General features: G+C 67.5%; 24 protein-coding genes. 9 read left to right on the top strand and 15 right to left on the bottom strand.

The genetic code is table 11. The annotated features are described in order from the left end of the window. From LDJ84_RS00420 to LDJ84_RS00430, 3 genes are all read right to left on the bottom strand, one after another. Complete coding sequence (locus tag LDJ84_RS00420; RefSeq protein WP_226045730.1) at positions 1-1,362, bottom strand: DUF1254 domain-containing protein; 1,362 nt, start codon at positions 1,360-1,362, stop codon at positions 1-3. A gap of 137 nt (positions 1,363-1,499) precedes the next feature. Next, positions 1,500-3,023 carry a 3-hydroxyacyl-CoA dehydrogenase gene (locus LDJ84_RS00425; RefSeq protein ID WP_226045731.1) on the bottom strand — a complete coding sequence of 508 codons (1,524 nt, stop codon included), beginning with the start codon at positions 3,021-3,023 and terminating at the stop codon, positions 1,500-1,502. A gap of 47 nt (positions 3,024-3,070) precedes the next feature. Then, positions 3,071-4,702 carry a long-chain-fatty-acid--CoA ligase gene (locus LDJ84_RS00430; protein WP_226045732.1) on the bottom strand — a complete coding sequence of 544 codons (1,632 nt, stop codon included), beginning with the start codon at positions 4,700-4,702 and terminating at the stop codon, positions 3,071-3,073. 198 nt (positions 4,703-4,900) lie between these two features. Here LDJ84_RS00430 and LDJ84_RS00435 point away from each other — a divergent pair, with 198 nt between their 5' ends. After that, the gene (locus LDJ84_RS00435) at positions 4,901-5,686 is read left to right on the top strand and encodes an IclR family transcriptional regulator (RefSeq protein ID WP_024763684.1); all 786 of its coding nucleotides are present in this window, start codon (positions 4,901-4,903) and stop codon (positions 5,684-5,686) included. Between the two features lie 211 nt (positions 5,687-5,897). Here LDJ84_RS00435 and LDJ84_RS00440 read toward each other — a convergent pair whose 3' ends face one another. From LDJ84_RS00440 to LDJ84_RS00465, 6 genes are all read right to left on the bottom strand, one after another. Next, positions 5,898-7,028, bottom strand: coding sequence for an acyl-CoA dehydrogenase family protein (locus LDJ84_RS00440; protein ID WP_226045733.1), 1,131 nt, complete (start codon positions 7,026-7,028; stop codon positions 5,898-5,900). A 10-nt stretch (positions 7,029-7,038) separates the two neighbouring features. Then, positions 7,039-8,229: an acyl-CoA dehydrogenase family protein gene (locus LDJ84_RS00445; RefSeq protein ID WP_226045734.1), complete on the bottom strand. Its 1,191-nt coding sequence runs from the start codon at positions 8,227-8,229 to the stop codon at positions 7,039-7,041. Positions 8,230-8,238: 9 nt separating this feature from the next. Continuing rightward, a complete protein-coding gene (locus LDJ84_RS00450; RefSeq protein WP_226045735.1) occupies positions 8,239-10,332 on the bottom strand; it encodes a 3-hydroxyacyl-CoA dehydrogenase NAD-binding domain-containing protein in 2,094 nt (697 codons plus the stop codon). Between the two features lie 456 nt (positions 10,333-10,788). Further along, positions 10,789-12,126, bottom strand: coding sequence for a DUF1329 domain-containing protein (locus LDJ84_RS00455; RefSeq protein WP_226045736.1), 1,338 nt, complete (start codon positions 12,124-12,126; stop codon positions 10,789-10,791). 11 nt (positions 12,127-12,137) lie between these two features. Beyond that, positions 12,138-13,967 carry a DUF1302 domain-containing protein gene (locus tag LDJ84_RS00460; RefSeq protein ID WP_226045737.1) on the bottom strand — a complete coding sequence of 610 codons (1,830 nt, stop codon included), beginning with the start codon at positions 13,965-13,967 and terminating at the stop codon, positions 12,138-12,140. A gap of 84 nt (positions 13,968-14,051) precedes the next feature. Further along, positions 14,052-14,900: an AraC family transcriptional regulator gene (locus LDJ84_RS00465; protein WP_226045738.1), complete on the bottom strand. Its 849-nt coding sequence runs from the start codon at positions 14,898-14,900 to the stop codon at positions 14,052-14,054. A 96-nt stretch (positions 14,901-14,996) separates the two neighbouring features. On the opposite strand from LDJ84_RS00465, the gene LDJ84_RS00470 reads away from it, so the two are divergent. After that, entirely contained in the window at positions 14,997-15,923 is a 927-nt protein-coding gene (locus LDJ84_RS00470) for a LysR family transcriptional regulator (protein WP_196912822.1), read from the top strand. A 33-nt stretch (positions 15,924-15,956) separates the two neighbouring features. Here LDJ84_RS00470 and LDJ84_RS00475 read toward each other — a convergent pair whose 3' ends face one another. Next, positions 15,957-16,241: a hypothetical protein gene (locus LDJ84_RS00475; protein ID WP_226045739.1), complete on the bottom strand. Its 285-nt coding sequence runs from the start codon at positions 16,239-16,241 to the stop codon at positions 15,957-15,959. A 71-nt stretch (positions 16,242-16,312) separates the two neighbouring features. Further along, positions 16,313-17,239 (bottom strand): LysR family transcriptional regulator, encoded by a 927-nt coding sequence (locus LDJ84_RS00480; protein WP_226045740.1) that lies wholly within the window; start codon positions 17,237-17,239, stop codon positions 16,313-16,315. Positions 17,240-17,451: 212 nt separating this feature from the next. On the opposite strand from LDJ84_RS00480, the gene LDJ84_RS00485 reads away from it, so the two are divergent. Next, on the top strand, positions 17,452-18,402 hold the full coding sequence (locus LDJ84_RS00485; RefSeq protein ID WP_226045741.1) for an alpha/beta fold hydrolase: 951 nt from the start codon (positions 17,452-17,454) through the stop codon (positions 18,400-18,402). A 73-nt stretch (positions 18,403-18,475) separates the two neighbouring features. After that, positions 18,476-19,504: a helix-turn-helix domain-containing protein gene (locus LDJ84_RS00490; protein WP_065327708.1), complete on the top strand. Its 1,029-nt coding sequence runs from the start codon at positions 18,476-18,478 to the stop codon at positions 19,502-19,504. Position 19,505: 1 nt separating this feature from the next. Here the strand turns inward: LDJ84_RS00490 and LDJ84_RS00495 are convergent, their stop codons facing one another. Both LDJ84_RS00495 and LDJ84_RS00500 read right to left on the bottom strand, forming a co-directional pair. Beyond that, entirely contained in the window at positions 19,506-19,961 is a 456-nt protein-coding gene (locus LDJ84_RS00495) for a GNAT family N-acetyltransferase (protein WP_024763694.1), read from the bottom strand. 43 nt (positions 19,962-20,004) lie between these two features. After that, positions 20,005-20,922: a LysR family transcriptional regulator gene (locus LDJ84_RS00500; RefSeq protein ID WP_024763695.1), complete on the bottom strand. Its 918-nt coding sequence runs from the start codon at positions 20,920-20,922 to the stop codon at positions 20,005-20,007. Between the two features lie 97 nt (positions 20,923-21,019). Here LDJ84_RS00500 and LDJ84_RS00505 point away from each other — a divergent pair, with 97 nt between their 5' ends. Continuing rightward, positions 21,020-21,307, top strand: a complete 288-nt coding sequence (locus LDJ84_RS00505) for a DUF2218 domain-containing protein (protein ID WP_024763696.1) — start codon at positions 21,020-21,022, stop codon at positions 21,305-21,307. A gap of 243 nt (positions 21,308-21,550) precedes the next feature. Here the strand turns inward: LDJ84_RS00505 and LDJ84_RS00510 are convergent, their stop codons facing one another. Then, positions 21,551-21,832 (bottom strand): type II toxin-antitoxin system RelE/ParE family toxin, encoded by a 282-nt coding sequence (locus tag LDJ84_RS00510; protein WP_024763697.1) that lies wholly within the window; start codon positions 21,830-21,832, stop codon positions 21,551-21,553. Next, entirely contained in the window at positions 21,829-22,056 is a 228-nt protein-coding gene (locus tag LDJ84_RS00515; protein WP_024763698.1) for a CopG family ribbon-helix-helix protein, read from the bottom strand. Before LDJ84_RS00515 ends, LDJ84_RS00510 begins: the two co-directional genes overlap by 4 nt. Before the next feature lie 240 nt (positions 22,057-22,296). On the opposite strand from LDJ84_RS00515, the gene LDJ84_RS00520 reads away from it, so the two are divergent. The 4 genes from LDJ84_RS00520 to LDJ84_RS00535 all read left to right on the top strand — a co-directional run bounded on the left by LDJ84_RS00520 (position 22,297) and on the right by LDJ84_RS00535 (position 26,378). After that, a complete protein-coding gene (locus LDJ84_RS00520; RefSeq protein WP_038803461.1) occupies positions 22,297-23,682 on the top strand; it encodes a sodium:solute symporter in 1,386 nt (461 codons plus the stop codon). A gap of 27 nt (positions 23,683-23,709) precedes the next feature. Next, positions 23,710-24,666, top strand: coding sequence for an agmatinase (speB, locus tag LDJ84_RS00525; RefSeq protein ID WP_024763699.1), 957 nt, complete (start codon positions 23,710-23,712; stop codon positions 24,664-24,666). Between the two features lie 75 nt (positions 24,667-24,741). Further along, on the top strand, positions 24,742-25,668 hold the full coding sequence (locus tag LDJ84_RS00530) for a LysR family transcriptional regulator (protein WP_037011732.1): 927 nt from the start codon (positions 24,742-24,744) through the stop codon (positions 25,666-25,668). Further along, a complete protein-coding gene (locus LDJ84_RS00535; protein ID WP_084358451.1) occupies positions 25,665-26,378 on the top strand; it encodes a phytanoyl-CoA dioxygenase family protein in 714 nt (237 codons plus the stop codon). The genes LDJ84_RS00530 and LDJ84_RS00535 overlap by 4 nt, the downstream gene beginning before the upstream one ends. The last annotated feature ends 2 nt before the right edge of the window (positions 26,379-26,380 follow it).

The following is a 26,380-nucleotide window of genomic DNA, read 5'->3' on the forward strand; positions in this document are numbered from 1 at the left end:
CTACTCCTTGCTGGTGGTCGCGTTGCTGGCGATGGGCTGGACGGCCGGCGGCTGGTATTCGCCCTTGAGCGCCTTTGCCTGCGGCAGGTACATGCGCAGGATCAGGTTGAACGGCCCCGGCGGTGCCGGCAGCCAGTTGTCGGTGCTGGCCGGCCGGGCATGCTGGATGGTCAGGGTCAGGCCGCCATCGGCGTCCTTCTTCAGGTCGCTGGCGCTGTTGATGGCATAGCGGTTGAGCGGGTTCGCCGCGAGCATCTGGGTCTTGCCGTCGTAGAGCGTGACGGACCAGAAGGCATCCACCGGCGGCAGCTGGCCAGGGGCGAAGTGCAGGGTGTAGGCGCGGCTGCCATCCAGTGCCTGCCCGGCAGCGTCGACGCGGGTCAGTGGGTACATCGCCTCGGCCGGGTCGTTGGCGTAGATGTACTTCCAGGCGACCGCCGCGCGTGTCAGGTCGTCGTTGCCGTAGTGGCCGATATTGATCGGCGAATTCTGCCAGCCGTTCACCGGCGCGGCGAAGCGCTCGGTGGCGGCACGGATCTTCTCGCGGCCGTCCTCGGCGCCCTGCTCCACCGCCTGGGCGATGTCTGCCGGTAGCTGCTTGGCGTCGAAGGGCTTGCCGGTGCCTACGCCGATCGGCGCGAACTGTTTCAGCCGCGCCTGTTCTTCCGGCGTCCAGGCGTGCCAGGCCGACAGGCCGTTGAAGTCGATGAAGGCGTTTTCCGCCGGGCCTTCCTTGGTCGGCAGGTATTCCGGCACGTCCATCTTGTGCGGCAGCAGCGTCGGCTTGGTGCTGCGCAGCTTGTAGCCGTCCATCACGGCCTTGGCGGCGTCGAGGTCGGCTTCGCCATCGACCGCGGTGCGGCCGAGCAGGAAGACGATGCGGCTGGGTGAGCGGATCACCTGGCCCTTGAAGTCCTCGGGCGCCTGGCCATCCCAGTCGGGGCCGGCGATCAGGAAACTGCCCGCCGCGCGCCCGGTGGCGCGGGTGCCGATGTAGTCGAGGTTGTTGGTGCGCATGTCGATCAGCTGGAAGCTGTAGTAGCGCTGCGGCACGGCCGGCACGTCAAGGACCACCGGGTGCTCGCGCAGGTCGAGCAGTGCATAGGAGTAGAGCGTGTCGTTGTTCGGCGAGACCACGGTGCGGTCTTCCGGGCCGAGCAGCGCGGTCTTGTTGTACAGGTAATTGACCGGCAGCTTGGCGGCGATGGCCTGCAGGGTCTTGCCGTGCTCGGCGGTGGCGAAGGCGAACAGATAGGCCTGCGAGGCCAGTTCGCGGGCCTCCTGTGGCGTTGGCCCGGCGGCCCAGGCGTGGCCGGCGAGCAGGGGCAGAAGGGCGGCGAGTGCGGGCAGCCATTGGCGCATGACGTGTTCCTCGTTGTTATTGTTCTCGCCCGGCCCCGCCGCGCGCGCCGGCGCCAGGCATCGCCGCAGAGTGCGCCACGCCGAGCCGCCGGCCGTAAGCGCCAGCGGACAGAAAACGATCATCGCTGGCGGTGGAACTACTCCGCCCGATCCGGGCTGTGCAGCGGCAAGTCTAGTTGCACGCGGCGGCGCAGCCAGGGGCTGGGCCGGTAGCGCGCCTCGCCGTAGCAGGCCTGCAGGCCCTGGAGGATGGTGAGGATACGTGCCGCGCCATAGTGTTCGCCGAAGGCCAGCGGGCCGAACGGATAACCCAGCGCCAATTGCACTGCGCGGTCCAGCGTCACCGGTGTGGCGATGCCGCGCTGGGCGATCTCGCAGCCGAGGTTGACGATGCCGGCGATCACCCGCTGGCAGATGAAGCCGGGCGAGTCGTTGATCACTTCCACCGGCACGCCGTCGCTGCCCAGGGCCTGGCGGGCCTGAGCCTCCAGCGCCGGGTCGAGCGCCGGCTGGCGCATCAGCACGCGGCGGCGGTCCAGTTCGGTGAAGGTTTCCAGCGCCAGGCTGCGATCAGGCGGCAGGCCGAGGGCGTCGATGCGAGTGCTGGCATCCACGCCCAGCGGCGTGACCAGGCAGATGGCGCGGGACGACGGCCCCTCGCCGGTCTCCAGCACCACGCCGCCGAGGGTGAGGATCGCGGCGACGCGGTGGCGCAGTTCGGGGTCCTGGCTGTCGAGCCAGTACGGGCGATTGAGCAGTACGCTGTCGTGCTGTTCTTCGGCTTCACGCACGGGCTGGCCGTCGCGGTAGCGATAGAAGCCCTCGCCGCTCTTGCGCCCGAGCAGGCCGCCGGCAACACGTTGCGCGGCCAGCGGCGACGGGGTGTAGCGCGGGTCGTGGTAGAACTGCTGGTAGAGCGATTCCATGACCGCGTGGGAGACGTCCAGGCCAGTCAGGTCGAGCAGTTCGAAGGGCCCCATGCGGAAGCCCACGCCGTCGCGCAGGATGCGGTCGATCTGCGCCGGGCTGGCGATGCCTTCGCCGAGGATGCGCAACGCTTCGGTGCTGAAGGCGCGGCCGGCGTGATTGACGATGAAGCCGGGGCTGTCCGGCGACACCGCCGGGAAGTGCCCGGCCTGCTCCGCCAGCCGACTCAGGCGGCGCACTACCGACGCGTCGGTGCGCTGGCCGCGCACCACTTCGACGATGCGCATCAGCGTCACCGGGTTGAAGAAATGGAAGCCCGCGACCCGCTCCGGGTGCCGGCAGCGCGCGGCGATGCGGGTGACCGACAGCGACGAGGTGTTGCTGGCGAGCACGGCGTCCGGCGCCACGCGTTTTTCCAGCTCGGCGAGCAACGCCTGCTTGGCGCCGAGGTCCTCGATGATCGCCTCGATCAGCAGGTCGCAGTCGGCCAGCTCGTCAAGGCTGTGGGTTGGCAACAGGCGCTGCATCGTCGCCGCCAGCGCTTCCGGGCTGAGCTTGCCCTTGGCCACCGCGCGTTCCAGCAGCTCGCGATTGAAGGCCAGCGCCTGCTCCACGGTCTGCGGGTTGCTGTCGTACAGGCGCACCGGCAGGCCGGCGCTGGCGAATAGCTGGGCGATGCCTCGGCCCATGGCGCCGGCGCCGATGACGCCGATACGGTGGAAGGACTCGGTCATGCGGCGGGTCTCGTCGTGCGAACCTGCTTCAACCATAGACGCTGCGCTCACGCGGTGGTCCTTTTCGCCAGCTCCAGGTCGCGCAACTGACGGCGCAGCAACTTGCCGACGCTGGTCTTGGGCAGCTCGTCGAGCACCTCGACGAAGCTCGGCACCTTGTAGCCGGTGAGGTGCTCGCGGCAGTGGGCGATGATCTGCGCCGGCGCCAGCGACTCATCCTTGAGGCTGACGAACAGCTTCACCGACTCGCCCTTGCGTTCGTCCGGCACGCCGATGGCCACGCACTCGCGCACGCCGGGGTGGCGCATCACGGCGTCTTCCACCTCGTTGGGGAACACGTTGAAGCCGGAGACCAGGATCATGTCCTTCTTGCGGTCGACGATCTTCAGCATGCCGTTGGCGTCCAGTTCGGCGATGTCGCCGGTCTTCAGCCAACCGTCCGCGGTCAGCACCTGGGCGCTTTCCTCCGGGCGCTGCCAGTAGCCCTGCATCACCTGCGGGCCACGCAGCCACAGCTCGCCGGGCTGGTCGGGGCTGGTGTCGTTGCCCTCCTCGTCCACGGTGCGCAGCTCGGTATCCACCAGCGCCTGGCCAACGTAGCCCTCGCGATACGGGCTGTGCAGCGTGCCGGTGGAGACCACGGGCGACGCCTCGGTGAGCCCGAAGCCTTCGCGCACCGGAGCGCCGGTGGCGGCCTCCCAGCGCCGGCCCACTTCGCGGTTCAGCGGTGCCCCGCCGGAGGTCACCCACTTCAGGTGGCTGAAGTCGACGGCGGGGAAATCCGGGTGGTTCATCAGGCCGACGAACAGGGTGTTGATCCCGCTCATCAGGGTGAAGGGATAGCGGCGCATGGCGCCGATGATCTCGTCGAGATTGCGGCCGTCGCGGATGAACACCGTGTGCAGGCCCATGCCCACCGAGCTCAGCAGGTTCGTCGAGAACGCCATGATGTGGTACAGCGGCAGCGGCGCGATGCGCACGTCGGTGGCGGGGTCCAGCAGGCCGGGGCGCAGGAACAGTTCCAGGGTCTGCACGACGTTGGCGACCAGGCTGCGGTGGCTGAGCATCGCGCCCTTGGAGACACCCGTGGTGCCGCCGGTGTATTGCAGCAGCGCGAGGCGATCCAGCCCCGGCTCGATGGGCACCGGCGGCGCCTCGGCGCCCAGGCGCAGGGCCTGCTGGAAGCGCGTGCAGTCGGCTTCGTCGCTGTCGAGCCGGGGGCGCTCCATGTCATCGATCGAGGTCAGCAGGATGTGCCGCACCTCGCTGTGCGCCTGCACGCTGCGCAGCAATGGCAGCAGGCGGTCGAGCAGCAATACGGCGTTGGCGCCGGAGTCGGCCAGCTGGTGGCGCAACTCGCTGGCGGTGTATTGCGGGTTGGTGTTCACCAGCACCACGCCAGCCTTCAGCGCGCCGAAGGTGGCGATGGGGTACTGCAGGGAGTTGGGCAGCATCAGCGCCAGGCGGTCGCCGGGTTGCAGGCCTGCGTGGTGGCGCAGGTAGCGGGCGAAGGCGTCGGCCTGGCGGTCCAGTTCGGCGAAGGTGAGATGGCTGTCGCCGCAGGAGAACGCGTGGCGTTCGGGGAACTCGCGGGAGGCGCGTTGCAGCAGGTCGTACAGGTTCTGGTAACCGTGGCGGGCGATCTCGCTGGCCACGTATCCGGTCGCAATGGCAGGCATCGACTTCTCCGTACTTTTTCTCTGAGCTTCGAATTATTGTTCTGCACAGTGAAACAGCGTGTCGAAATTGATGGTATGCGATAGGCTTGCCTGGCGCAACGAGCAGGCCCGGACCGCTGCGGGGAATGGGGTCGATCTGCTATCGTTCGCCCGCGCCGCGCGCGGCGCTCGTCCACCCGAATACCCCGCCGAGGCCCCATGAGCGACGACGTCGAAGACAGCAGCAACCCCAAGGACCGCAAGTACGTCGAGGCGCTCGCCCGCGGACTGGACGTGCTGCGCGCCTTCACCCACGGCTCGGTGGTGCTCGGCAACCAGGAAATCTCGCGGATCACCGGCCTGCCCAAGGCCACGGTGTCGCGCATGACCTACACCCTGACCCAGCTGGGCTACCTCTGCTACTCGCAGCAGCACGAGAAGTACCAGCTCGATTCAGGCGTGCTGGCGCTGGGTTACGCCTACGTCTCCAACCTGCGCGTGCGCCAGTTGGCCAAGCCGTACATGGACGCCTTCGCCCGCCGCACCAACACCACGGTGGGCCTGACCTGCCGTGATTGGCTGTCGATGATCTACGTGGAAAACTGCCGCCCGCCGGAAGCGACGTCCCTGCGCATGGACGCCGGCGTGCGCCTGCCGCTGGCCACCACCGCCGCCGGCCGCGCCTACCTCGCCGCCACGCCGCAGCAGGAGCGCGAGCACCTGCTGTCGGCGCTGCAGGAGCGCCACGAAGGCGACTGGTCGGTGATGCGCGCTTCGCTCGATGCGTCCTTCGAGGAGTATTACGAGCATGGCTTCTGCCTGTCGCTGGGCGACTGGGACCGCAACGTGCGCGCTGCCGGCGTACCGCTGCGCCTGGCCGACGGCGGGCTGATGGCGCTGACCTGCGGGGCGCCGTCGTTCCAGCTCAGCGAGGAGACGCTGCGCGGGTCGCTGGCCCATGAGCTGGAGATTCTGGCGCGGGATATCGAGAGCCTCGGAGCCTGATTCTCTTCCGTTCAGTTCCTCTGCCATTCCGTCCCCTCACCCCAGCCCTCTCCCCGAGGAGAGGGAGCCGTCCGGTGCCGGTGGAAGCAATGGAGCCTGCCGGCGAGCGCCTGACTTTCCGCGTGCTCCGGCCTGTCCCCTCTCCCTTTGGGAGAGGGTTAGGGTGAGGGGTAATCCCCGTGCCGAAGCCGGATCGGATCACCCCATATTCTCACGCCACCTCCATCAACCCCGCATACACCTTCAGGTGATGATCATCGTCACCCAACTGGTGGCTGAGCATCACCAGCCGCTTGGCGTGGTGCGCGAGGACGTATTCCCAGGTCATGCCGATGCCGCCGTGCAGCTGGATCGCCTGCTCGGCGACGTAGCGCGCGGCGCGGGTGACGATGAACTTGGCCGCCGCCAGGGTGCGGCTGCGCTCGGCGCTGTCGGGTTGATCGGCCACGCAGGCGGCGAGGATGGCCATGCTGGTGGCCTGTTCCAGTTCGCTGCGCATGTCCACCATGCGGTGCTGCAGCACCTGGAACTTGCCGATGGGGATGCCGAACTGCTTGCGCGTCTTCAGGTAGTCCAGGGTCAGCGCGCAGGCTTCCTGCAGGCTGCCGAGGGCGTCGGCGCATTGCCCGGCGATGGCGCGGCCCTGCTGGTAACGCAGCGCCGCTAGCGCGTCACCCGGCGTGCCGAGGGCTTCGCCGAGGGCGCCGTCGAGGAACAGCTCGCAGGCGCGCTGGCCATCCACGGTTGGGTACTCGCGGCGGCTGACGCCGGCCTGCTGCGGATCGACCAGGAACAGGCTGATGCCCGCCTCGTCCCGCGCATTGCCGGACACCCGCGCCGAGACGAGGATCGCCGTGGCGCTCTGCCCGCCGACCACCACCGCCTTGCGGCCGCTCAGTTTCCAGCTATCGTCGGCCTGTTCCGCGCGGGTCTGCACGTCGTGCAGCTGGTAATGGCTTTGCGGCTCTTCCAGCGCTACAGCCAATTGCGCCTCTGCGCTGGCGATGCGCGGCAGCCAATGGTCCTTCTGCGCGTCATTGCCCAACTGGGCGATCAGGCCGCCGGCATGCACCACCGATTGCAGGTACGGCTCCAGGCACAGGCCGCGCCCCAGTTCGGTGAGCACCAGCATGCTCTCCACACCGCCGCCGAAGCCGCCGTGGCTTTCCGGCAGCGACACCGAGGTCAGCCCCAGCTCGCCGAGCTGGCGCCAGAACTCGACGCTGTAGCCCCGCTCGCTCTGGCTGAAACCCTCGCGCTTGTCGAACGGATAGGCGTCGCGCACCAGGCGCGCCGCGGTGTCCTGCAGCATCTGCTGCTCTTCGCTCAGTTTGAAGTCCATGCTCGGTGCCTCACAGTTCGAGAATCATCTTGGAGACGATGTTCTTCTGGATTTCGTTGGAGCCGCCGAAGATCGACAGCTTGCGCAGGTTGAAGTACTGGCTGGCGGGCGCGGCCGAATAGTCCGCGTGCAGCGGCTCGGCGCCCAGCTCGAATTCGTCTTCGATGAAGGGCAGCGCGTAGGGGCCGAGCACCTTGCGCAGCAGGTGGCTGATCGCCTGGCGGATCTCGGTGCCCTTCACTTTCAGGATCGAACTTTCCGCCCCCGGCACGCCGCCTTCGCGGGCGGCGGCGAGGATGCGCAGGGTGCTCATCTCGATGGCCATCAGCTGCATTTCCACCTCCGCCACCTGGGCGCGGAACAGCGGGTCTTCGAGCATCGGCTTGCCGTCGCACAGCTCGCGGCTGGCCACGCGCTTGAGGTGCGCGAGCACCGCCTTGGACGCGCCGATGCCGGCGAGCCCGGTGCGCTCGTAGGTGAGCAGGTACTTGGCGCAGGTCCAGCCTTCGTTCTCGCGGCCGACGAGGTTTTCCACCGGCACGCGCACGTTGTCGAAGAAGACCTCGTTGACCTCGTGCTCGCCGTCCAGGGTGATGATCGGCCGCACGGTGATGCCCGGTGTCTGCATGTCGATCAGCAGGAAGCTGATGCCGCGCTGCTGCTGCGCCTCGGGGTCGGTGCGCACCAGGCAGAAGATCCAGTCGGCGTGCTGGCCGAGGGTGGTCCAGGTCTTCTGGCCGTTCACCACGTAGTGATCGCCGTCGCGCACCGCGCGGGTCTTCAGCGAGGCGAGGTCGGAGCCAGCGCCCGGTTCGGAGTAGCCCTGGCACCACCAGTCGGTGCCGTCGAGGATGCGCGGCAGGTAGTGCGCCTGTTGCTCGGGCGTGCCGAACCTGATGATCACCGGGGCGACCATGTTGACGCCGAACGGCACGGTGCGCGGTGCACCGAAGGCGGCGCATTCTTCTTCGAAGATATGCTTCTGCACGGCGTTCCAGCCGGTGCCGCCGTACTCCTCGGGCCAGTGCGTGGCGTACCAGCCCTGCTCGGTCAGCACGCGCTGCCAGCGCTGGTGGTCGCCCTTGTTCAGGTGCTTGCCCAGGCGCACCTTGGTGGCGATGTCCTTGGGCAATTTGGTTTCGAGGAAGGCGCGGACTTCGTCGCGGAAGGCCAGTTCGTCGGGGGTGAAATGGATGTCCATGGCGGGTCCTCAGAGATCGGCGAAGCGGCGGCCTTCGGCCACCAGGCGTTCGAGTAGCGGCGCGGGTTGCCACCAGGCGCCAAGGCGCTGGTGGAACTCGCGGATTCGTTCGAGCACGTGGGCAAGGCCGACGCTGTCGGCATGGAACAGCGGGCCGCCACGCCAGGCGGGGAAGCCGTAGCCGTTGAGGAAGATCACGTCGACGTCGCTGGCGCGCTGGGCGATGCCTTCGTCGAGGATGTTCGCCGCCTCGTTGATCAGCGCGTAGAGGCAGCGCTCGACGATTTCCTCGTCGCTCACCGGCCCACGGCTGATGCCACGGTCGGCCGCGGCCTGCTCCAGCATGGCCGGCAACGCCGGGTTGTCCTGCGGGGGGCGGCCGCCCTCGCCGTACTGGTAGAAGCCGGTGCCGGTCTTCTGCCCGAGCATGCCGGCGGCGATCAGGTGGTCGAGTACGGTGGGCAGGGTCTGGCCGGGTTTCAGGTTCGGTCGCTGGCGCGAGCGGATCGCGTGGCTGATGTCCAGGCCGGACAGATCGCGCACCGCCAGCGGCCCCATGGCCATGCCGAAGGTGCGCAGCGCACGGTCCACCTGCGCGGGTGTGGCGCCCTCCTCCAGCAGGAACTCGGCCTGGCGGCCGTACTGGAAGATCATGCGGTTGCCGACGAAGCCGTCGCACACGCCGACCACCACCGAGACCTTCTTCAGGCGCTTGCCCAGCTGCATGGCGGTGGCCAGCACGGCGTCCGAGGTCGCCTTGCCGCGTACCACTTCGAGTAGGCGCATGACGTTGGCCGGGCTGAAGAAGTGCAGGCCGACCACGTCCTGCGGCCGCTTGGTGAAGGCGGCGATTTCGTCGAGGTCCAGCGAGGAGGTATTGCTGGCGAGGATCGCGCCGGGTTTGCACACGGTGTCCAGTTGCTCGAAGACCTGGCGCTTCACGTCCAGGCTTTCGAATACGGCTTCGACCACCAGGTCCACGTCACCCAGCGCGGCGTAATCGAGTACGCCACTGATCAGGCCCATGCGCCGCTCCATCTCCTCGGCGCCCAGGCTGCCGCGCGCCACGCTGGCGGCGTACAGGCTGCGGGCGCGGTCGAGGCCGCGTTGCAGGGCTTCGTCGTTCACTTCCAGCAGCTGCACCGGGATGCCGGCGTTGGCGAAGCACAGGACGATGCCCACGCCCATGGTGCCGCCGCCGATCACGGCGGCGCGGCGTACCTCGCGCGGTTGAGCCTCGGGCGCGAGGCCTTCGACCTTGGCCGCTTCGCGCTCGGCGAAGAAGGCATGGATCTGCGCGGCGCGCTGTGGCGACTCCATGCATTGCTGGAACAGCGCGCGCTCGCGGGCGAGACCTTCGCGCAGCGGTAATTGGGTGGCGGCTTCGACGGCGTCGATGCAGCGCTGCGGGGAAAACTGGCCGGGCAGGCGCTTCTGCACCTCGCCGCGCTTGTGGGCGATCAGCTCGGCGAGGCCGCTTTCCTGCACGCGCTCGTTGCGCTCGCCGGTGCGGCGCGGGCCCTTGCCGTCCGCCAGCAGGCGCTGGGCGAAGGCGAGGCCGGCTTCGACCAGGTCGCCGTCAATGAGCTCGTCGACGACATTGAATTCGAGGGCTTCCGCTGCGCGGATCGGCGCGCCGCTGACGATCATGTCGAGGGCCTTTTCCACGCCGGCCAGGCGCGGCAGGCGCTGGGTGCCGCCGGCGCCGGGGAGCAGGCCGAGCTTCACTTCCGGCAGGCCGACCTGGGCATCGCGGCGGGCGATGCGGTAATGGCAGGACAGCGCCACTTCCAGGCCGCCGCCCAGGGCGGTGCCGTGGATCACGGCGACGCTGGGCTTGGTCGAGCCTTCGATGACCTCGACCACTTCCGGCAGCGAAGGCGCCTGCGGCGGTTTGCCGAACTCGCGGATATCGGCGCCGGCCATGAAGGTGCGCCCGGAACAGACCAGCACCACCGCACGCACCTGCGGATCGGCCTCGGCCTGCTGGAAGGCGGTGAGCAGCCCGGCGCGGACGGCGTGTCCGAGGGCGTTCACCGGTGGGTTGTCGACCGTCACCAGGGCGATGTCACCCCGGCGTTCGAGCTGTACCGCTTCTGACATGCTGTGCTCCGTCTTGCTTTTGTTTTACGGAATCATGTTTCGCTGTGCAGAATACGATGCTGATTTTTACTTGTCGATAGGAAGGGAGTCCGGTTCGCTTGTAGGAGCGAGGGCGCCTAGCCCTTGCTCGCGAACTGCCTGTGCCAAGGGTGCCCAGTGAGGTTCGCTTCGGGTTGGTGCTGTAGGAAGGCCAGAAGCCCCCTCACCCCAGCCCTCTCCCCCGGGAGAGGGGGCCGTTCGGCGCTTTGGGGATGTTGCTGAGTCAGCCGGCGAGCGCGGGACTTCCAGGTTGCGCAGGACAGTCCCCTCTCCCCTGGCAGAGGGTTAGGGTGAGGGAATGCACTTGCGCCGGGCAGCCCAGCAGCATCCTGCCGAAAAGCAAAAACGCCCTCTCCGTAATCCGGAGAGGGCGCAACAGTCCCGGCTACGCCCAGCCGGGATAAGGGAGCGCAGGTCTTACTTCGCCCAGCGGCGCAGGTCCGATGGCGTGTAGTCGCTCATCGTCGCCGTCTGCCCGGTCTTCAGCCCGCTGTTCTCCTCGTTCATCAGGCCATTGACGAAGTAGCGCCCGCTGATCAGGTCGAAGGCTCCCGCCAGCGCCTCGTAGGTGAACTGCTGGTCGTAGTACGGCATGGCGTGGGACTGGTAGTTGCGCCACAGCTCGCCACGGCTGTCGTAGAACTCGCCGAGGACGATGTTCCAGCTGTCCTCGTCGAGGTAATAGCGGCGCTTGCTGTAGATGTGCCGCGCGCCGGGCTTGAGGGCGGCTTCGACGACCCACACGCGGTGTTTCTCGAAGCGCGCCAGGTCCGGGTTGAGGTGGTTGGTCTTGAGGATGTCGGCGTACTTCACCGAGCGGTCGTACAGGCGGAAGCTGTTGTAGGGCACGAACAGTTCCTGCTTGCCCACCAGCTTCCAGTCGTAGCGATCCGGTGCGCCGTTGAAGCCGTCGAGGCTGTCGGCGGTGATCATGCCGTCGCTGTAGCGCGCGCTGTTGTCGTAGGCGATCAGCGGGGCGCGACGCACGCGGCGCTGGCCGGGAATGTACTGCCAGGCGGCGCGCGGTTCGGCGACCTGGTCCATCGGCTCGTGGGACAGCACGGCTTCGCCGGACAACCGCGCCGGTTCCAGCACGCGGGTCTTGAACAGGTAGAGGATGTTGGCGTCGGCCGGCAGGTCGGAAATCGTCTGGGCGTAGTTCATCTCGGTCTGCGAGCGCACCAGGCTGTAGACGCCGTTCTCCTTCACGTTGGCCGAGCTGAAGGTGCGCTCGATGCTGCCGCCGCGGTAGCGGGTGATGTGGTTCCAGATCGCCTCGACGCCCTCCCTGGGCAGCGGGAACGGGACGCCCCGGTGGTAATTCAGCACGCCGTTGCCGCCATCGGCGAGCTTGCTCTGCTCGGCGTTCCGGCGGGTTTCGGCGTTGATCTCGTCAGGCAGCCGGGCGCTGCGGTGGCTCGGGTAGACGTTGATCCTGTAGGTGTTGGGGTAGCGCTTGAGCATCGCCTGCTCGCCGGGGCTGAGCCACTGGCTGTACTGCGCGGCGTTGGCCGGAGTGATGGTGAACAGCGGCTTCTCGGCAGCGTAGGGGTTGGCGTAGCCGCCCTTGGCGTCGACCTGCCCGGCGTTGGGTGCCAGGCCGCCGTCCCAGGCGGGGATGCTGCCGTCGGCGTTGGCGGCCTTCTCGGCGCCCACCGGGGTGAGTTTGCCGCCCAGGTCGGCAACGGTGTCGGCGTGGGCGCCAACGGCCAGGCCCATGGCCAGCGCCAGGGCGGTGATTCGCATGAGTTGCATCGGCAGGTTCCTCAGAAGTCGACCTTGGCGCTGACGCTGTAGAAGTCGCGGTCGTCGAGCGTGCTGTACTGGTTGTTGCCGAAGAAGGCGTTGTAGCCGAACTCCAGGCTGTAATCGTTGAGGTAGTTGAAGGCCAGGGAGAGGCCGGCCGCCATCTGCCCTTCCTGGAACGGGCCGCCCGGATCGTAGGAGTAGCCCTCCACGTCATGGCGGAAGTTCAGGCTGGGCAGCATGTTCACGCCCGGCAGCACATCGCTGTACTCCAGGCCGGCGCGCAGGCGGTAGCCCCAGGACCAGGGCGTGGTAAAGCCGTCGTCGGTGCAGTAGCGGTTGGTCACGCCGGTGCTCGGCGCGTTGCAGGCGGCGCCGTCCAGGCGCGCGCTGCGGCCGAAGGCGGCGTTGCGCCCCAGGCGTTCGTCGCCCAGGTCGCCGACATGCACCACGCCGGCCTCGCCCAGCAGGGTCAGGCGCGTGGCGCCGAGCACGTTGTCGATGATCTGGGTGGCCGAGGCCGTCATCTGCCACACCGGCTTGCGCACCCAGCCGTCCAGGCTCTGGCCGCTGGTGGTTGCGCTGGCCGGAATACCTTCGATGGCCGAACTGCCGGATGGCCCGGTGATCATCGCCACGTTCATGTCCGGGCCGTTCATGGCCACCGGCATGTTCGGCCGATAGCTCAGTTCCGCCCCCAGCGAGGTGCCCCAGCCGGGCAGCGCGCCGTTGATGCTCAGGCCATAGAGATGGATGTTCTCCGGGAACGCAGCGGCGTACACCGGGCCCTGCACGCGGCCGATGGGGAAGTTGCCGGGCTTGCTGGCATCGCGCGCGGTCAGCTCCAGGTACGGCAGGCGGGCGTGGTAGTTGACGTAGTAGAAGGCTGCCTCGGCGTCGTTCAGCGAGCTGATCAGCGTGCGCAGCGCGACACCCCACTGGCCCTGGTCGGAAGGGGCCTGGTCGTCGCCGTGGGCGGCGTACAGGCCGGCAGCCTGCATCTGCGCGTCGGTCTGCGTCTGGCTCAGGTACAGCGGCCCGCAGCCGGGCTGGATGGCGTCGCTGGTGGCGAAGAAGGTGCCGCAACCGTCCAGCACGCTGGGTCGCCAGTTGTACTGGTAGAAGCCTTCTAGGTTGACCTTGTCGGTCAGGCCGAGGTTGAACGAGAGCATCTCCACCGGCAGTTGGCCTTCCTTGATGTCCACGCCGGGCTTGTTGAAGGCGCTGTAGTCCAGCGGGTTGATCACGTTGATGCCGTTCTGGATCAGGATCGCCTCGCCCCAGGACAGCACCTGCTTGCCGAGCTTGAGGTTCAGCGGATGCTCGTCGACGTCGAAGTCCTTCCACACGTAGGCATCGAGGGTATCGAAGCCGTGGTAGCGCGCCAGGGTCGGCCAGCCGCTGTCGTCGAAGTCCTTGAAGCGCCCGTCGCCGGTTTCGTAGGCGTTGTCGTACCAGTACTTGAAGCGGATGAACGCGCCCTGCCCCTGGCCATCCAGGCTGAAGTCGGTGAGGCCCTTGAACATCTGCGAGATCGGGTCGCCCTTCTTGAAGTTCAGGCGGTTGTCGTCGGCGCTGACGCTGGTGCCGTCGGCGTTATTGATGTGCTGCGCCTGCACCGCGTTGGCGTGGGTCATCAGGTGCCGGTCCGGGGCCTGCGCCGACCAGCTGGCGCCCAGGCTCAAGGTGGTCTTGGTGGACAGGCTCCAGTCGTCGTTCAGCTCGAAGGTGGTGGCCTGCGCGTGGCTGGCGCTGGTCACTGCGAGGCTCAGCAGGAGAGGTTGGGCAAAGCTGCGTGGGCGCCGCCCCCGGCAGACGGGGGGAACGGCGGCCGGATGGATTCTTGTCATTATGGGCTCCGGGTATGAGGTACCGCGGGAGCACCATGACGGCGGCGGCCCTTTCCGCCACAAGCCGGGAGCGACAAATTTCGATCATGCGCCGATCGACTGGCCCAGACGGAACTGCTTGGGCGTGATGCCGAAGCGCTTGCGGAAGGCGCGGATGAAGTTGCCGCTCTGGCGGTAGCCGATGCGTTCGGCGATGCGTTCGATGGGCTGGTCGGACGAACGCAGCCAGATGCGCGCCAGGCTCAGGCCATCGCCCTCCCCGGTCTGCGCGGTGCCGCACCATTGGCGGCGCAGGCTCTGGTAGAGGAACTCGTTGGCGCCCGGCAGCGGCGTGTCCAGCAGCGCAGTGGGCAGTTGCAGGAATGGCGTCGGCGTGACCTGCCACGGCACATTCCAGAGCGTCAGCATTTCCTCGCAGCGCTGCCGCGGGCCGATACCCACGGCGTTGAACACGCCCTGTGGCGAGCGGCCGATCCGCCGCGAGATATTGCGGATCAAGGTGAGCACGGCGGCGTCGAGGCCGAAGTGGTGCAGGTTCTGGGTGACCGGATCGAGGACCAGGCGAGTGTTCTCGCCATCGAACTCCAACCGTGCGTCCACGCAATTGGTCACCGACGGCACGTGCTCGCAGAACGCGCGCAGGCTGGTGCCCAGGTCCGGCGCGGAATCCAGCAGGATATTCAGCCCCTGCAGGCAATGGGTCGCCATGCCGTTGACCAGCTCGCAGCCGAAGTGCGGATTACCGCTGGCCCGCTCGCACTCGCGCCACAGCTGCTCCACCTGCAGCGCTGGAATGCGCCCGCGGTGGTCTTCCAGCAAAGCTTCGGCAATACCGGCGCGCAGGCGCAGGTCGACGGCGCTGAGCCCGAGGCGGGCGGCGTGCAGCAGGATGGTGCTGGCGAAGGTACTGGAGGCGAAGAGCAGGGGCGACATGGCGGGGTACCGGTTCAGCGACCGGTTTACTAGATCAGCTCGCTCTGTTATCCATCAAATTCATTCGACTCAACACTTTGATGCGCAGGATGCATGATGGAACTCCGACAGCTTCGCCACCTGGCCGCCCTCGCCGACTTCCAGAACTTCCAGCGCGCCGCCGATGCCATCGGCCTCAGCCAGTCGGCGCTGAGCCGCAGCATCCAGACCCTGGAGCGTGATCTCGACTGCGAGCTGGTGGACCGCCAGAGTCGCGACTTCCGCCTCACCGGCCAGGGTCAGCTGGTGCTGCAGCACGCCCGTCGCCTGCTCAGTGGCACCCGTTCGCTGCGCAACGAACTGGAGCAGTACAACGGCCTCAATGCCGGCGAACTGCGCTTCGGCTGCGGTCCCTACCCCGCCCAGTTGCTGGTGCCGGAGGCGATGGCGGATTTCATCCGCGCACACCCGGCCATCGACGTCGGCTTCCTGATGGGCGACTGGGAGCAGATGGCCCAGTTGCTCAAGGAAGAGCAGGTGGAATTCTTCATCGGCGATGCGCGCAATTTCGCCGGCGACCCCGACTACCAGGTGCGCTGGATGGACCTGCGCCCGGGGCGCTTCTTCTGCCGGCCGGGGCACCCGCTGACCGAGCAGGGCACGCTGCGCCTGGCCGCCCTGCTCGATTACCCGCGCGTCGGTACGCGTATCCCGCCGCCGCTGCGCAAGGTGTTGGCCGAGGTGCTCGGCGAGCGTGACTTCCACATGAACGTCGAGTGCGCGCAGTTCGCCGCGATCCTGCATATCGTCGCGCGTTCCGATGCGGTGGGCCTCGCCGCGGTGGAGGCCCTGCACGATCCGGTGCAGCGCGGCGAGGTGGCGATCCTGCAGATCGTCGACGTGCCCCAGGACCGCCCCGAGCTGCGCCTGCACTACGGCATCGTCAGCCGCGCGGGCTACGGCTTGTCGCCGGCGGCGCAGGCGATGATCGAGGCGATCTTCGCGGCCGATCGGCGCTTGCCGCGCGGAAGTCATGCGGGTTGATGGGGCGCAGCGGCGCCGGCCTCTGCTGAAACCTCAGGGATGTTGCGTGGTGCCGGCCACCAGCAGGTCGCCATGCTGCTCGCAGAAACACTCGTCATGCCAGCCGTAATGTGGATCGCGGCAGATCGAATGCTTCACCGGGCCGGTCAACTCGCCCAGGGGAACGCGGAGGCTGTCGCGCAATGCGGCGTAGATCGAACCGGGCTGCGGCCAGTCGGTGCGTACCGGCCCTTCGCCCAATTGGTTGCCGGCATTCAGCTCCGCGCGAAGGATCGCGTCGAGTTCGGGGCACAGGCTGGCGGTAGGGATTCGCTTCATGGGGTTCCCGCTGTCGATGGCATCCGTTGGCCACAAGCTTATCCACCGGTCGCATGCCTGGGAACGCTCGCCTAGCGCTCCAGGGCGATGCGTTGCCGTGGCGGTTTCCGCAGGCCGGCGAACGCCTGCTGGACACAGGTCAGGGCTCGCTCCATCGCTTGCTCGAAGCGGTAGCGGCTTTCCACATAGAGACACAACTCCAGGCACAGCGGCTGCTCCAGCGGCAGCGGGCTCTGCTGCAGCCCCAACAGCTCGGCGACGCGGCTGGGCAGGGTCAGGCCGAAGGGCTGGCGGTCGGCGATGAGGCGTGCGGCCAGTGCGCTCTGCACGCTCACGGCGATGCTCCGGCGCTGGCCACGCAGGCCCAGCTCCAGGTCCACCGGCGCAAGCCCATCGCGGCGCTGCGACACCTGGATCTGCGGTACCCGCAGGTATTCCTCCAGCGTACGCGGCGCCTGCTGCAAGGCCGCGCCATGGGCGAACACATAGTGGTCGCTGAGCAGAGGCAGCTTGCGCAGGCCGCTCTGCTGGGAAATCGGCTGGTCGACGTCGATCAGCAGGTCGAGTTTGCCGGTGGCCAACTCGTGCAACGCTTCGCGGCGGCGGCTCTGGTAGTAGCGCACCTGCCAGTCCTGCTCCGGCTGCTCGCACAGCGCATCGAGCAGCAGCGGCTGGAAAGTGTCCGGGCAGCTCAGGCGCAGGCTGCGCGTGGGCGTCGTGGCCAGTGCTGCGGGTGTGTGGTGCAGGGCGTCACGCAGGCTGTCGAGGGCGTCGCGGACGTGCCCGGAAAGCCGGTGCGCCACCAGCGTCGGCGCCACGCCCAGGTGCGTCTTGACGAACAGCGGGTCCGCGCAGAGCAGGCGCAGGCGGCGCAGCGCGTTGCTCATCGCCGGCTGGGTGAGGTTCATCACCTCGGCGGCGCGGGTGATGCTGCGCTGGTGGTAGATGGCGTCGAAGGCCAGCAGCAGGTTGAGGTCCAGTTGGCGTAGGTCGAGCATGGCGGGTACCGCGTTGGGCGCGAAAGCGAGCGGTGGATGCTAGTGAGCGCCCTGCCCCGCGCCGCCAGCGCTACAGGACAATTTCCGATCATCCGTGTGCTGCACCGATGAACGCGGTGCCGGCATTCGGCCGATGAATGCGCTTCGGCGATGTGCGCGGGACTTGGCATAGTGGTTCTCCCTGTGTCATCACCTTCCGCGGGAGCCCGGCCATGAACGAGTTCGAACACCAGCTGCTGGCGGTCAACGGCATCCAGCTCAGCCTCTACAGCTGCGGCCCGCCGAGTGGCAAGCCGGTCTGGCTGCTGCATGGCTTCCCCGAGTGCTGGCACTCCTGGCAGCACCAGATGCGCGCGCTCGCTGCCGCCGGCTACCGCGTGTTCGTGCCGGAGATGCGCGGCTACGGCCAGACCAGCGCGCCCGACGCGGTGGATGCCTATGACGTGCTGACCCTGTGCGCGGATATCCAGGGAGCGATGGATGCCCTGGGCCACGAGCGCGTAGCGATGGTCGGCCACGACTGGGGCGCCCCGGTGGCCTGGCACCTGGCGCTGCTGGAGCCGCAGCGCGTCGAGGTGCTGGCCACGCTGTCGGTTCCCTTCGCCGGCCGCGCCAAGCGCCCCGCCGTAGAGATCATGCACGAGGTGTTCGCCGGCAAGTTCTTCTACATCCTCTACTTCCAGCAGCCGGGGCGCGCCGAGGCCGAGCTGGACGCGGACGTCGCCATCAGCCTGCGGCACTTCCTCGGTGACAACGTGCGCCTGGCGCCCGACCAGTCCCCCGATGGCCGCCTGTTCGACGGCCTGCCGACCCCGCCGCAGCACCCGAGCTGGTGCAGCGCCGAGGACTTCCAGTACTACGTGCGAACCTTCCAGGGCCGCGGCTTCCACGGCGCGCTGAACTGGTACCGCAACTTCGAGCGCAGCTGGCAGCGCACCGAGTCGCTGGTCGGGCGCCAGGTACAGCAGCCGACGCTGTTCCTGATCGGCGACCGCGACCCGGTCGGGCGCTTCGAGGCGTACACCCTGCAGCGCATGCCCGAGCATGTGCCGAACCTCGAGCAGCATGTGCTGGGGGACTGCGGGCACTGGATCCAGAACCAGCAGCCGCAAAAGGTGAATGCCTACCTGCTGGACTTCTTCACGCGCCATTACCCGGCCTGAATTCGTTGGCGCTTGTGGGCATCGGGCGCAATGCGTAAGGTCGGTCGCGCCGCCATCCCGAGCTGCCGAGCCCATGAGCCCCCGTCCCGCCGACCTGTCCAACGCCTTCTACGCGCCGACCCTGCTGCCGGCCATCGAGGAGCTGTTGGCGCGCGGTGTGCCGGGCGATGAGCTGGAAGCGAGCTTCCGCCGCACGCTGCTGGAGCTGCGCACGCCGCTGGTGCGGGTGCCTCTGTTCCTCTCGCGGCGCTTCTGGGACCAGGCCGAAGCGGCCAGCGGCGAATCGGCCATCGGCCTGCTGGCGGGCAAGCGCTTCGCCTCGACCCTGACCAACGGCCTGACCTACCTGTTCGACGTGGCGCCGACCCTGGAGTCGGCCTGCGCCTACTTCTGCGAGTACTTCCCGTATTTCAACGGTTCGTTGCGCGCCGAGTTGCGCGAGGACCGCGGGCAGATCGCCCTGGTACTCAGCGAACAGGGTGCGCTGCTGTCGGGGCGGCAGAGCAGCGAATACACCGTGGTGGGTATCTGCAGCCTGTTGCGGCGCAAGCTGTCGGCCAGCGGCATTCCACTCGATCCCCTGCTGGCCATCGACTTGCCCGGCGTCGAACCGGCCAGTCCGCATGTCTACCAGCAGGCGCTGCGCGTGCCTCTGCGCTGGCGCTCGGAGGCGGTGGTGCTGCACCTGTGGCCGGAGCTGTACCGCCGCCCTCTGTCGCCGCCCAACGCCGAGCTGGAGGCCACCCTGGTCGGCCTGCTCGACCAGGCGCGCAGCCAGACCCAGCGTACCCTGCTGGACGAGGCCGCCGACTACATTGCCCGCGAACTGCCCCAGGGCGCGAGCTTCCAGGCATTCTGCGAGCTCCGCCATCTGACCGAGCGCACCGCCGCGCGGCGATTGCTCAGCCACGGCTGGCGCTACAGCGAACTGCTGGACGAGCAACGGCGCTTCCGCGCGCTGGACTTGCTGGAGGATCCGCAGCTGTCTCTGGCACAGATCACCGACCAACTCGGCTACGGTGACTTGCAGAGCTTTTCCCGCGCCTTCAGCCGTTGGTACGGCACCAGCCCCGGTGCCTGGCGCGACGGCCTGCCCCGCTGAGTCAGGCGGTGCGGCGCATGCCGATGTGCGGGATGTCGTCTTCCAGATAGACCTCGGTCACCGGCGCGAAGCCGTAGCGACCGTAGTAGCCCTGCAAGTGCGCCTGGGCCGAGAGGTAGATCGGCAGGCCGGCCCAGCGCTGGGCAATGGCTTGCAGCGCCTGCTCCATCAGCTGGTGGCCAAGACCGCTGCCGCGCCCGGCCGGCGCAATCACCACGCGCCCGATCACCACGTCGCCGTCATGGCGTTGCGGATCGAGCAGGCGCAGGTAGCCGATCAGTTGGCCATCCTGCTCCACCATCAGGTGGCAGGTGTCGCCGACCAGGTCAAGGCCGTCGACTTCCTGGTACGGGCATTTCTGCTCCACCACGAAGACTTCGGTGCGCAGTTGCAGGATGGCGTAGAGCTCTTCCTTGGTCAGGTCGCGGTGGTGCTTGCAGGTCCAGTTCAGGGCCATGTTCTGTTCACTCCGGTCATCGAGAAGGCCATGGTAACGCGGCTCACACCGGCGCGTGGAAGCGCAGTGTCGCGGACCCGCCCAGGTGCCGGCGCAGCGCTTCGATGGCGACCTTGACCTTGGCCGGCTGGGCGTCGCGGCGCGGAGTGACGGCGTAGATGCCGAATGGCGGCAATGACCACTCCGGCAGCAGGCGCACCAGCCTGCCCTCCTCCAGTGCCTCGCGCACTTCGGGTTCCGGTTGGCAGGACACGCCGAGGCCATCGAGGGTGAACTGGCGCAGGGCGATCATGCTGTTGGCGGCGACGCGCGCCTCCAGGCGCAGCTTGCAGGTTTCTCCGCCCGGCCCGCTGAAGGTCAGGTAGGCCTGGTGCGCCACGGTGTTCAGCGCCAGCCAGTCCACGTTCTGCAATTGCTGGGGATGGTCGATGGCGGCGATGCGCCGAAGGTAGGTGGGTGCTGCGCAGATGACGTTGTTCCATTCCGCCAGATGGCGCGCCACCAGGCTGGAATCGGAGAGGCTGCCGACACGGATGGCGAGGTCGATGCGCTGTTCGATCAGGTCGATCTGCTCGTCATGGAAGAACAGCTGCAAGCGCAGTTGCCGGTGGTTCTCCAGCAGCGGTCGCAGCGCTTCGGTGATCAACTTGCCGGAAAAGCCCACCGGTGCCGCCAGCCGCAGCTCGCCCACCGGCGCTTCACGCCACTCGCCCAGGCGCTGCTCGGCTTCCTCGGCAATCGCCAGCATCTGCGCGCAGCTGCGGTAGAAGGCCTCGCCGGCTTCGGTCAGCGTCAGCTTGCGGGTGGTGCGGTGCAGCAGCGTGACCTGGGCGTGGGCTTCGAGCTTGCGAATCTGCTGGCTGACCGCCGAGGGCGTCATGCCGAGGGCCTCGGCCGCGGCGGCCATGGAGCCGCGCGAAACCACGGTGGCGAACACCGCCATGCCGCGAAGATTGTCCATTGTGAAGCTCCGCTAAAGAGTGAAAGGCAAAATAGCGGGTTTTTCCCTTGATTGCCGGCGCCTAGGATGTCATCTCCCAAAATGGAGAAGAGAAACGATGCCTTCGAGCCGTGCCACCGTCCCTACCCCCGATGCCGCGCGCTACCTCAAGCGCCTGTGCAACCACTTCGCCCACAAGCTGCCGGTCGAACTGACCGAAGACCGGGGCGTCCTGACCTTCGATTTCGGCACCTGCCGCCTGCACGCCACCGCGCAAGCCCTGCTGATGGAAGCCGAGTCCGCTGATGCCGAAGGCCTTGAGCGCCTGCAGAACGTGGTAGTCAGCCACCTCGACCGTTTCGCCTGGAAAGAAGGCCAACTGCCGGTGAACTGGCAAGCCGCCTGAAATCACCCGGCGGAAAAGCGCAAAAACTGAAAAACCCGGCCAAGGCCGGGTTTTTTGTTGCCTGGAAAACGCCAGACGTCGCTCAGGAATTTTGACTGAACACTACCGATTGGTCACAAAATATTCGTTCTTATCCCTGAATGCTGCTGATTGACCAAGTAATACGCCTTTGCTCTATTGATCGATTTATGATCAATAAGAAAAGTCAATGCCTTGAAACATCTTGTAACCGTGTGGCCACTTTTACCCCGGGTTATCCACACGGTCGATGCGCAAAATCTGTACAGAACGGCCCTTTACCCGGAAAGCGGCCTGGTACGGCCAGCGCTCGACACTCAGTTCGCGCACGCCGGGGACTTCGCTCGGCACGCCGCTGCTGCTCAGGTCCAGGTTCGCCAGCGGGCTGACCTGCTCGACGATGTCCTGGATCGCCCTTAATGCCTTCTCCGGGCCGATCAGCACGACGTAGTGGTCATAGATGGCGTCCAGGTCGGCTGCGGCCTTGTGCGTCCACTGCAGGCTCATGCCAGCCCCCACTTGCCTTCGATGGCGGCGTGCTCCAGCAGGTGGCCGGCATCGGCGTCCGCCACGCCTTCATCGATGGCCGCCACGTGCCAGCTCTGGCGCTCCAGGTACTGCGCCAGGGCCTGGCGCAGGTGATACGGCCGGTCCCGGTGGGTGGCGCGGGCCAGTTGGTCCAGCGCCGCCACGAGGCTGTCATCGGCGCGGAACGAAACAACGGTGGTCACTTTTTGAACAGCTCCGTTTACGCTGTATACAGTGTTTACAACGATAACATACGTATACGAATCAAGCACTTGGCTTGAGCAGGTTTTTCTTCGGCAGACGCGGCCAGGGCGCGCCAGGCGCGGGACAGGCCGCCACTTTCGCGCCGGCGAAAGTTGGCTTCCGGCATTGGGGATTTGTTGGCGAGGCGGGGCGCATCAGGCTTGCCGGGCGGCCCACACAACAACAACAGGAGCCCCGCGATGCTGCTCGATTACCTGATCATGCTGGTCTACGCCCTGGGCATGCTTGCCCTGGGCTGGTACGGAATGCGCAAGGCGCGCAACCAGAACGACTTCCTCGTCGCCGGGCGCCGGCTCGGCCCGGGCCTGTACCTGGGCACCATGGCTGCCGTGGTGCTTGGCGGCGCGTCCACCATTGGTACGGTGAAGCTCGGCTATCTCTACGGGCTGTCCGGCCTGTGGCTGGTGTTCATGCTGGGCCTGGGGATCATCGTCCTCAGCCTGGTGTTCTCGCGGCAGATCGCCAGGCTCAAGGTCTACACCGTCACGCAGATCCTCGAGCAGCGCTATCAGGCGTCGTCGCGGCTGATCGGCGGCATCGTGATGGTCGCCTACGACCTGATGGTGGCGGTCACCGCGACCATCGCCATCGGCTCGGTGACCGAGGTGGTCTTCGATGTGCCGCGCATCCCGGCTATCCTCTGCGGCGGCGGCATCGTCATCTTCTATTCGGTGATCGGCGGCATGTGGTCGCTGACCCTCACCGACATCATCCAGTTCGTGATCAAGACCCTCGGCATCTTCGCCGTGCTGCTGCCCATGTCGATCCACGAGGCGGGCGGCCTGTCGCGGATGCAGGAGGTGCTGCCGGCGGGCTTCTTCGACCTTGGCCACATCGGCCTCGACACCATCCTCACCTACTTCCTGCTGTACTTCTTCGGCGCGCTGATCGGCCAGGACATCTGGCAGCGTGTGTTCACCGCGCGCAGCGAGAAGGTGGTGCGCTACGCCGGCCTCGGCGCCGGTATCTACTGCATGCTCTACGGCCTGGCCTGCGCGCTGATCGGCGCGGCCGCCCACGTGTTGATCCCCAACCTGGCGGTGCCGGAGAACGCCTACGCCGAGGTTACCCGGCAGGTACTGGAGCCGGGCGTGCGCGGGCTGGTGGTAGCGGCAGCGCTGTCGGCCATCATGTCCACCGCCTCCGGCTGCCTGCTCGCCGCCGCCACTGTGCTGCAGGAGGATGTCTATGCGCGCTTCCTGCGCCCCGGTGCGCCCAACGGCCTGCGCGAGAGTCGCCTGTTCACCCTGCTGATGGGCGTGGTGATGCTGGTCCTGGCATGCCTGGTAAACGACGTCATCGGCGCCCTGAGCATTGCCTACAACCTGCTGGTGGGCGGCCTGCTGGTGCCGATCCTCGGCGCGCTGCTGTGGCGCCGCGCATCGGCCCGCGGGGCGATCGCCAGCATCGTCGTCGGCAGCCTGGTGGTGGTCCTGTTCATGGCCATCGACGGCATCCTCGCCAATACCCCCATCGCCTACGGCCTGCTCGCCAGCCTGGTCACCTTCGTGGTGGTCAGCCTCGCCGGCAAGCCTGCCATCGGCCTGCAGCCGCAGGCCGACTGAATCCCTTTCGCAGCCAGGAGACGAACCGTGACCCACGACTTCCCCCAACCGTTGGACGCCGCCGAAATTCCCCGCTTCGCCGGCATTCCCAGTTTCATGCGCCTGCCCATCTTCGAAGACCCGGCGCAGGTGGACATCGCGCTGCTCGGCGTGCCCTGGGACGGCGGCACCACCAACCGCGCCGGCGCCCGCCACGGCCCGCGCGAGGTGCGCAACCAGTCCAGCCTGATGCGCAAGGTGCACCACGTCAGCCACATCGCCCCCTACGATCTGGTGCGCGTCGGTGACATCGGCGATGCGCCGGTGAACCCCATCGACCTGCTCGATTCGCTCAAGCGCATCGAGGGCTTCTACCGGCGCATTCACGCCGCTGGCGCCATCCCGCTGTCGGTGGGCGGCGACCACCTGGTGACGTTGCCGATCTTTCGCGCGCTGGCCGCCGAGCGGCCCGTCGGCATGGTCCACTTCGACGCCCATTCCGACACCAACGACCGTTACTTTGGCGACAACCCGTACACCCATGGCACGCCGTTCCGCCGCGCCATCGAAGAAGGGCTGCTCGATCCGAAGCGTACGGTACAGATCGGCATCCGCGGTTCGATCTACGACGCAGACGATGAAGCCTTTGCCCAGGAGTGCGGCATCCGGGTGATCCACATGGAAGAGTTCGCCGACCTCGGCGTCGAGGCGACGCTGGCGGAGGTGCGTCGCGTGGTGGGGCAGGAGCCGACCTACGTGACCTTCGACGTCGATGTGCTCGACCCGGCCTTCGCGCCCGGCACCGGCACGCCGGAGATCGGCGGCATGACCACGCTGCAGGCGCAGCACCTGATCCGCGGCCTGCAGGGCCTGAACCTGATCGGCGCGGACGTGGTGGAGGTGTCGCCACCGTTCGACCAGGGCGGGGCGACCGCGCTCGTGGGCGCGACCATGATGTTCGAGCTGCTCTGCGTGCTCGCCGATTCACTGGCCGCTCGCCGCTGAGCGTCGTGGGGGTTCACGCGGCGGCGTCCTCGGCGCTATAACGAAAGGCCTGCGCCCGCCGCCGCGAGAACTCCCATGCTGGGCAATCTTTCCGATATCGACCTGCGTCTGCTGCGCACCTTCTGCACCATTGTCGAGGCAGGCGGCTTCACCTCCGCCCAGGTGCGCCTGAATACCAGCCTGTCGCGCCTGAGCGTGCTGGTGCGGGATCTGGAGCTGCGTCTGGGCTATTCGCTCTGCCGGCGCGGCAGCAGCGGCTTCCAGCTCACCGATGAGGGCCAGGAGCTCTACGACGCGGCGCTCGGCCTGTTCACCGACATCGAGCGCTTCCGTGAGCAGGTCACCGGCCTGGGTGGGCGCAACCGCGAGATCCTTCAATTGGGTTGCGTGGATGGCGTGCTTGGCCAGCACTGCTGGCCGCTGCCGCTGGCGATCCAGCTGTTCCGCCGGGACAACCCGCGGGTGCGCCTGAACCTGCATACGCAGCGCCCGGACGAGCTGGAGAACGCGGTTCTGGAAGAGCGCCTGCAACTGGCCATTGGCGCTTTTCACCATCGCTTGTCCGGCCTGCGCTATCAGCCCCTGTTCCGCGAGGAGCAGAACCTCTACTGCGCCCGCGAACATCCATTCTTCGCCCGCCAGGACGACGAGCCGACGCTGGAACAGATCTGCGCTGCCGAGTATGTCGGGCGCGGCTACATGGCCGAGAGCCGGCGGCCCCACGGCCTGGTGTTCAGCCGCGCGACCAACGCCTACAGCATGGAGGCCATCGCCAACCTGGTGTTCAGCGGCACCTTCATCGGCTACCTGCCGAGCCACTATGCCGGCGAGTGGGTGGCCGATGGCCGGTTGCGCGCGATCCGTCCGGCGCAGCTGGCCTACGTCTCGGAATTCCACTGCGTCACGCGTCAGGGCGCGGAGCCCGGCGAATCGCTGGCGGCCTTCCTTGATGCGCTGGAGCGTGCCCAGGCGCGGCTGGGCAGCGGCGTGGCGCCGGTGTGAACGCGCTGCGTGCCCTGCACGAGGACGGCTTCGTCCTGTTGCGCGGCCTGCTGGACGCGGCACAGGTCGCCGAGGTGCGCACGCTGATCGACGGCCTGCGGCCGCTGCACTGGGATTACGAAGGGCTGGTGGACCACTACAAGTGTGTGTTCAACCGGTCGCCGCGCTGGCTGCCGTACCTCGATCCGCCCGGGCTGATCGAGCTGGCCGAGGCGGCGCTGGGCGGTGACTGCCATGTCATCGGCCAGACCGCCTGGCGTTGCCATCCGGGGTTCATCGGTGCGGAAATGCACCAGGATTACCTGCCTGTCGCGCTGCCCGCCGTCGACGTGCCGATGTTCATCTGTACCGCGCAGATCTACCTCGACGACATCGACGAGGCGCTGTGCCCGACCTGGGTGATTCCCGGCAGCCACCGTGCCGGCCGCGCGCCGGGCCCGGACGAGTGCGCGTGGCAGGGCCGGGCCACCGAACCGGTGCTGTGCCGCGCCGGTGACTGCCTGCTGCTTCGCAGCGACCTGTGGCACGCCGGCAGCCGCAACACGAGTCAGCGCACGCGCTACCTTTTGCAGGTGCACTACGGCCGGCGCATGGTCGCGCAGAAGTTCTCGCCCTACCTGGACTGGACCTTCAACCCTGAGGTGCTCGCCGCCTGCACACCGCGGCAACGCCGGCTGCTGGGCGACCACGACGCGGCCGAGTACGACTGACT

Source organism: Pseudomonas sp. HS-18 (assembly GCF_020401845.1).
In the GTDB taxonomy this organism is placed as follows: Bacteria; Pseudomonadota; Gammaproteobacteria; order Pseudomonadales; family Pseudomonadaceae; genus Pseudomonas; species Pseudomonas nitroreducens.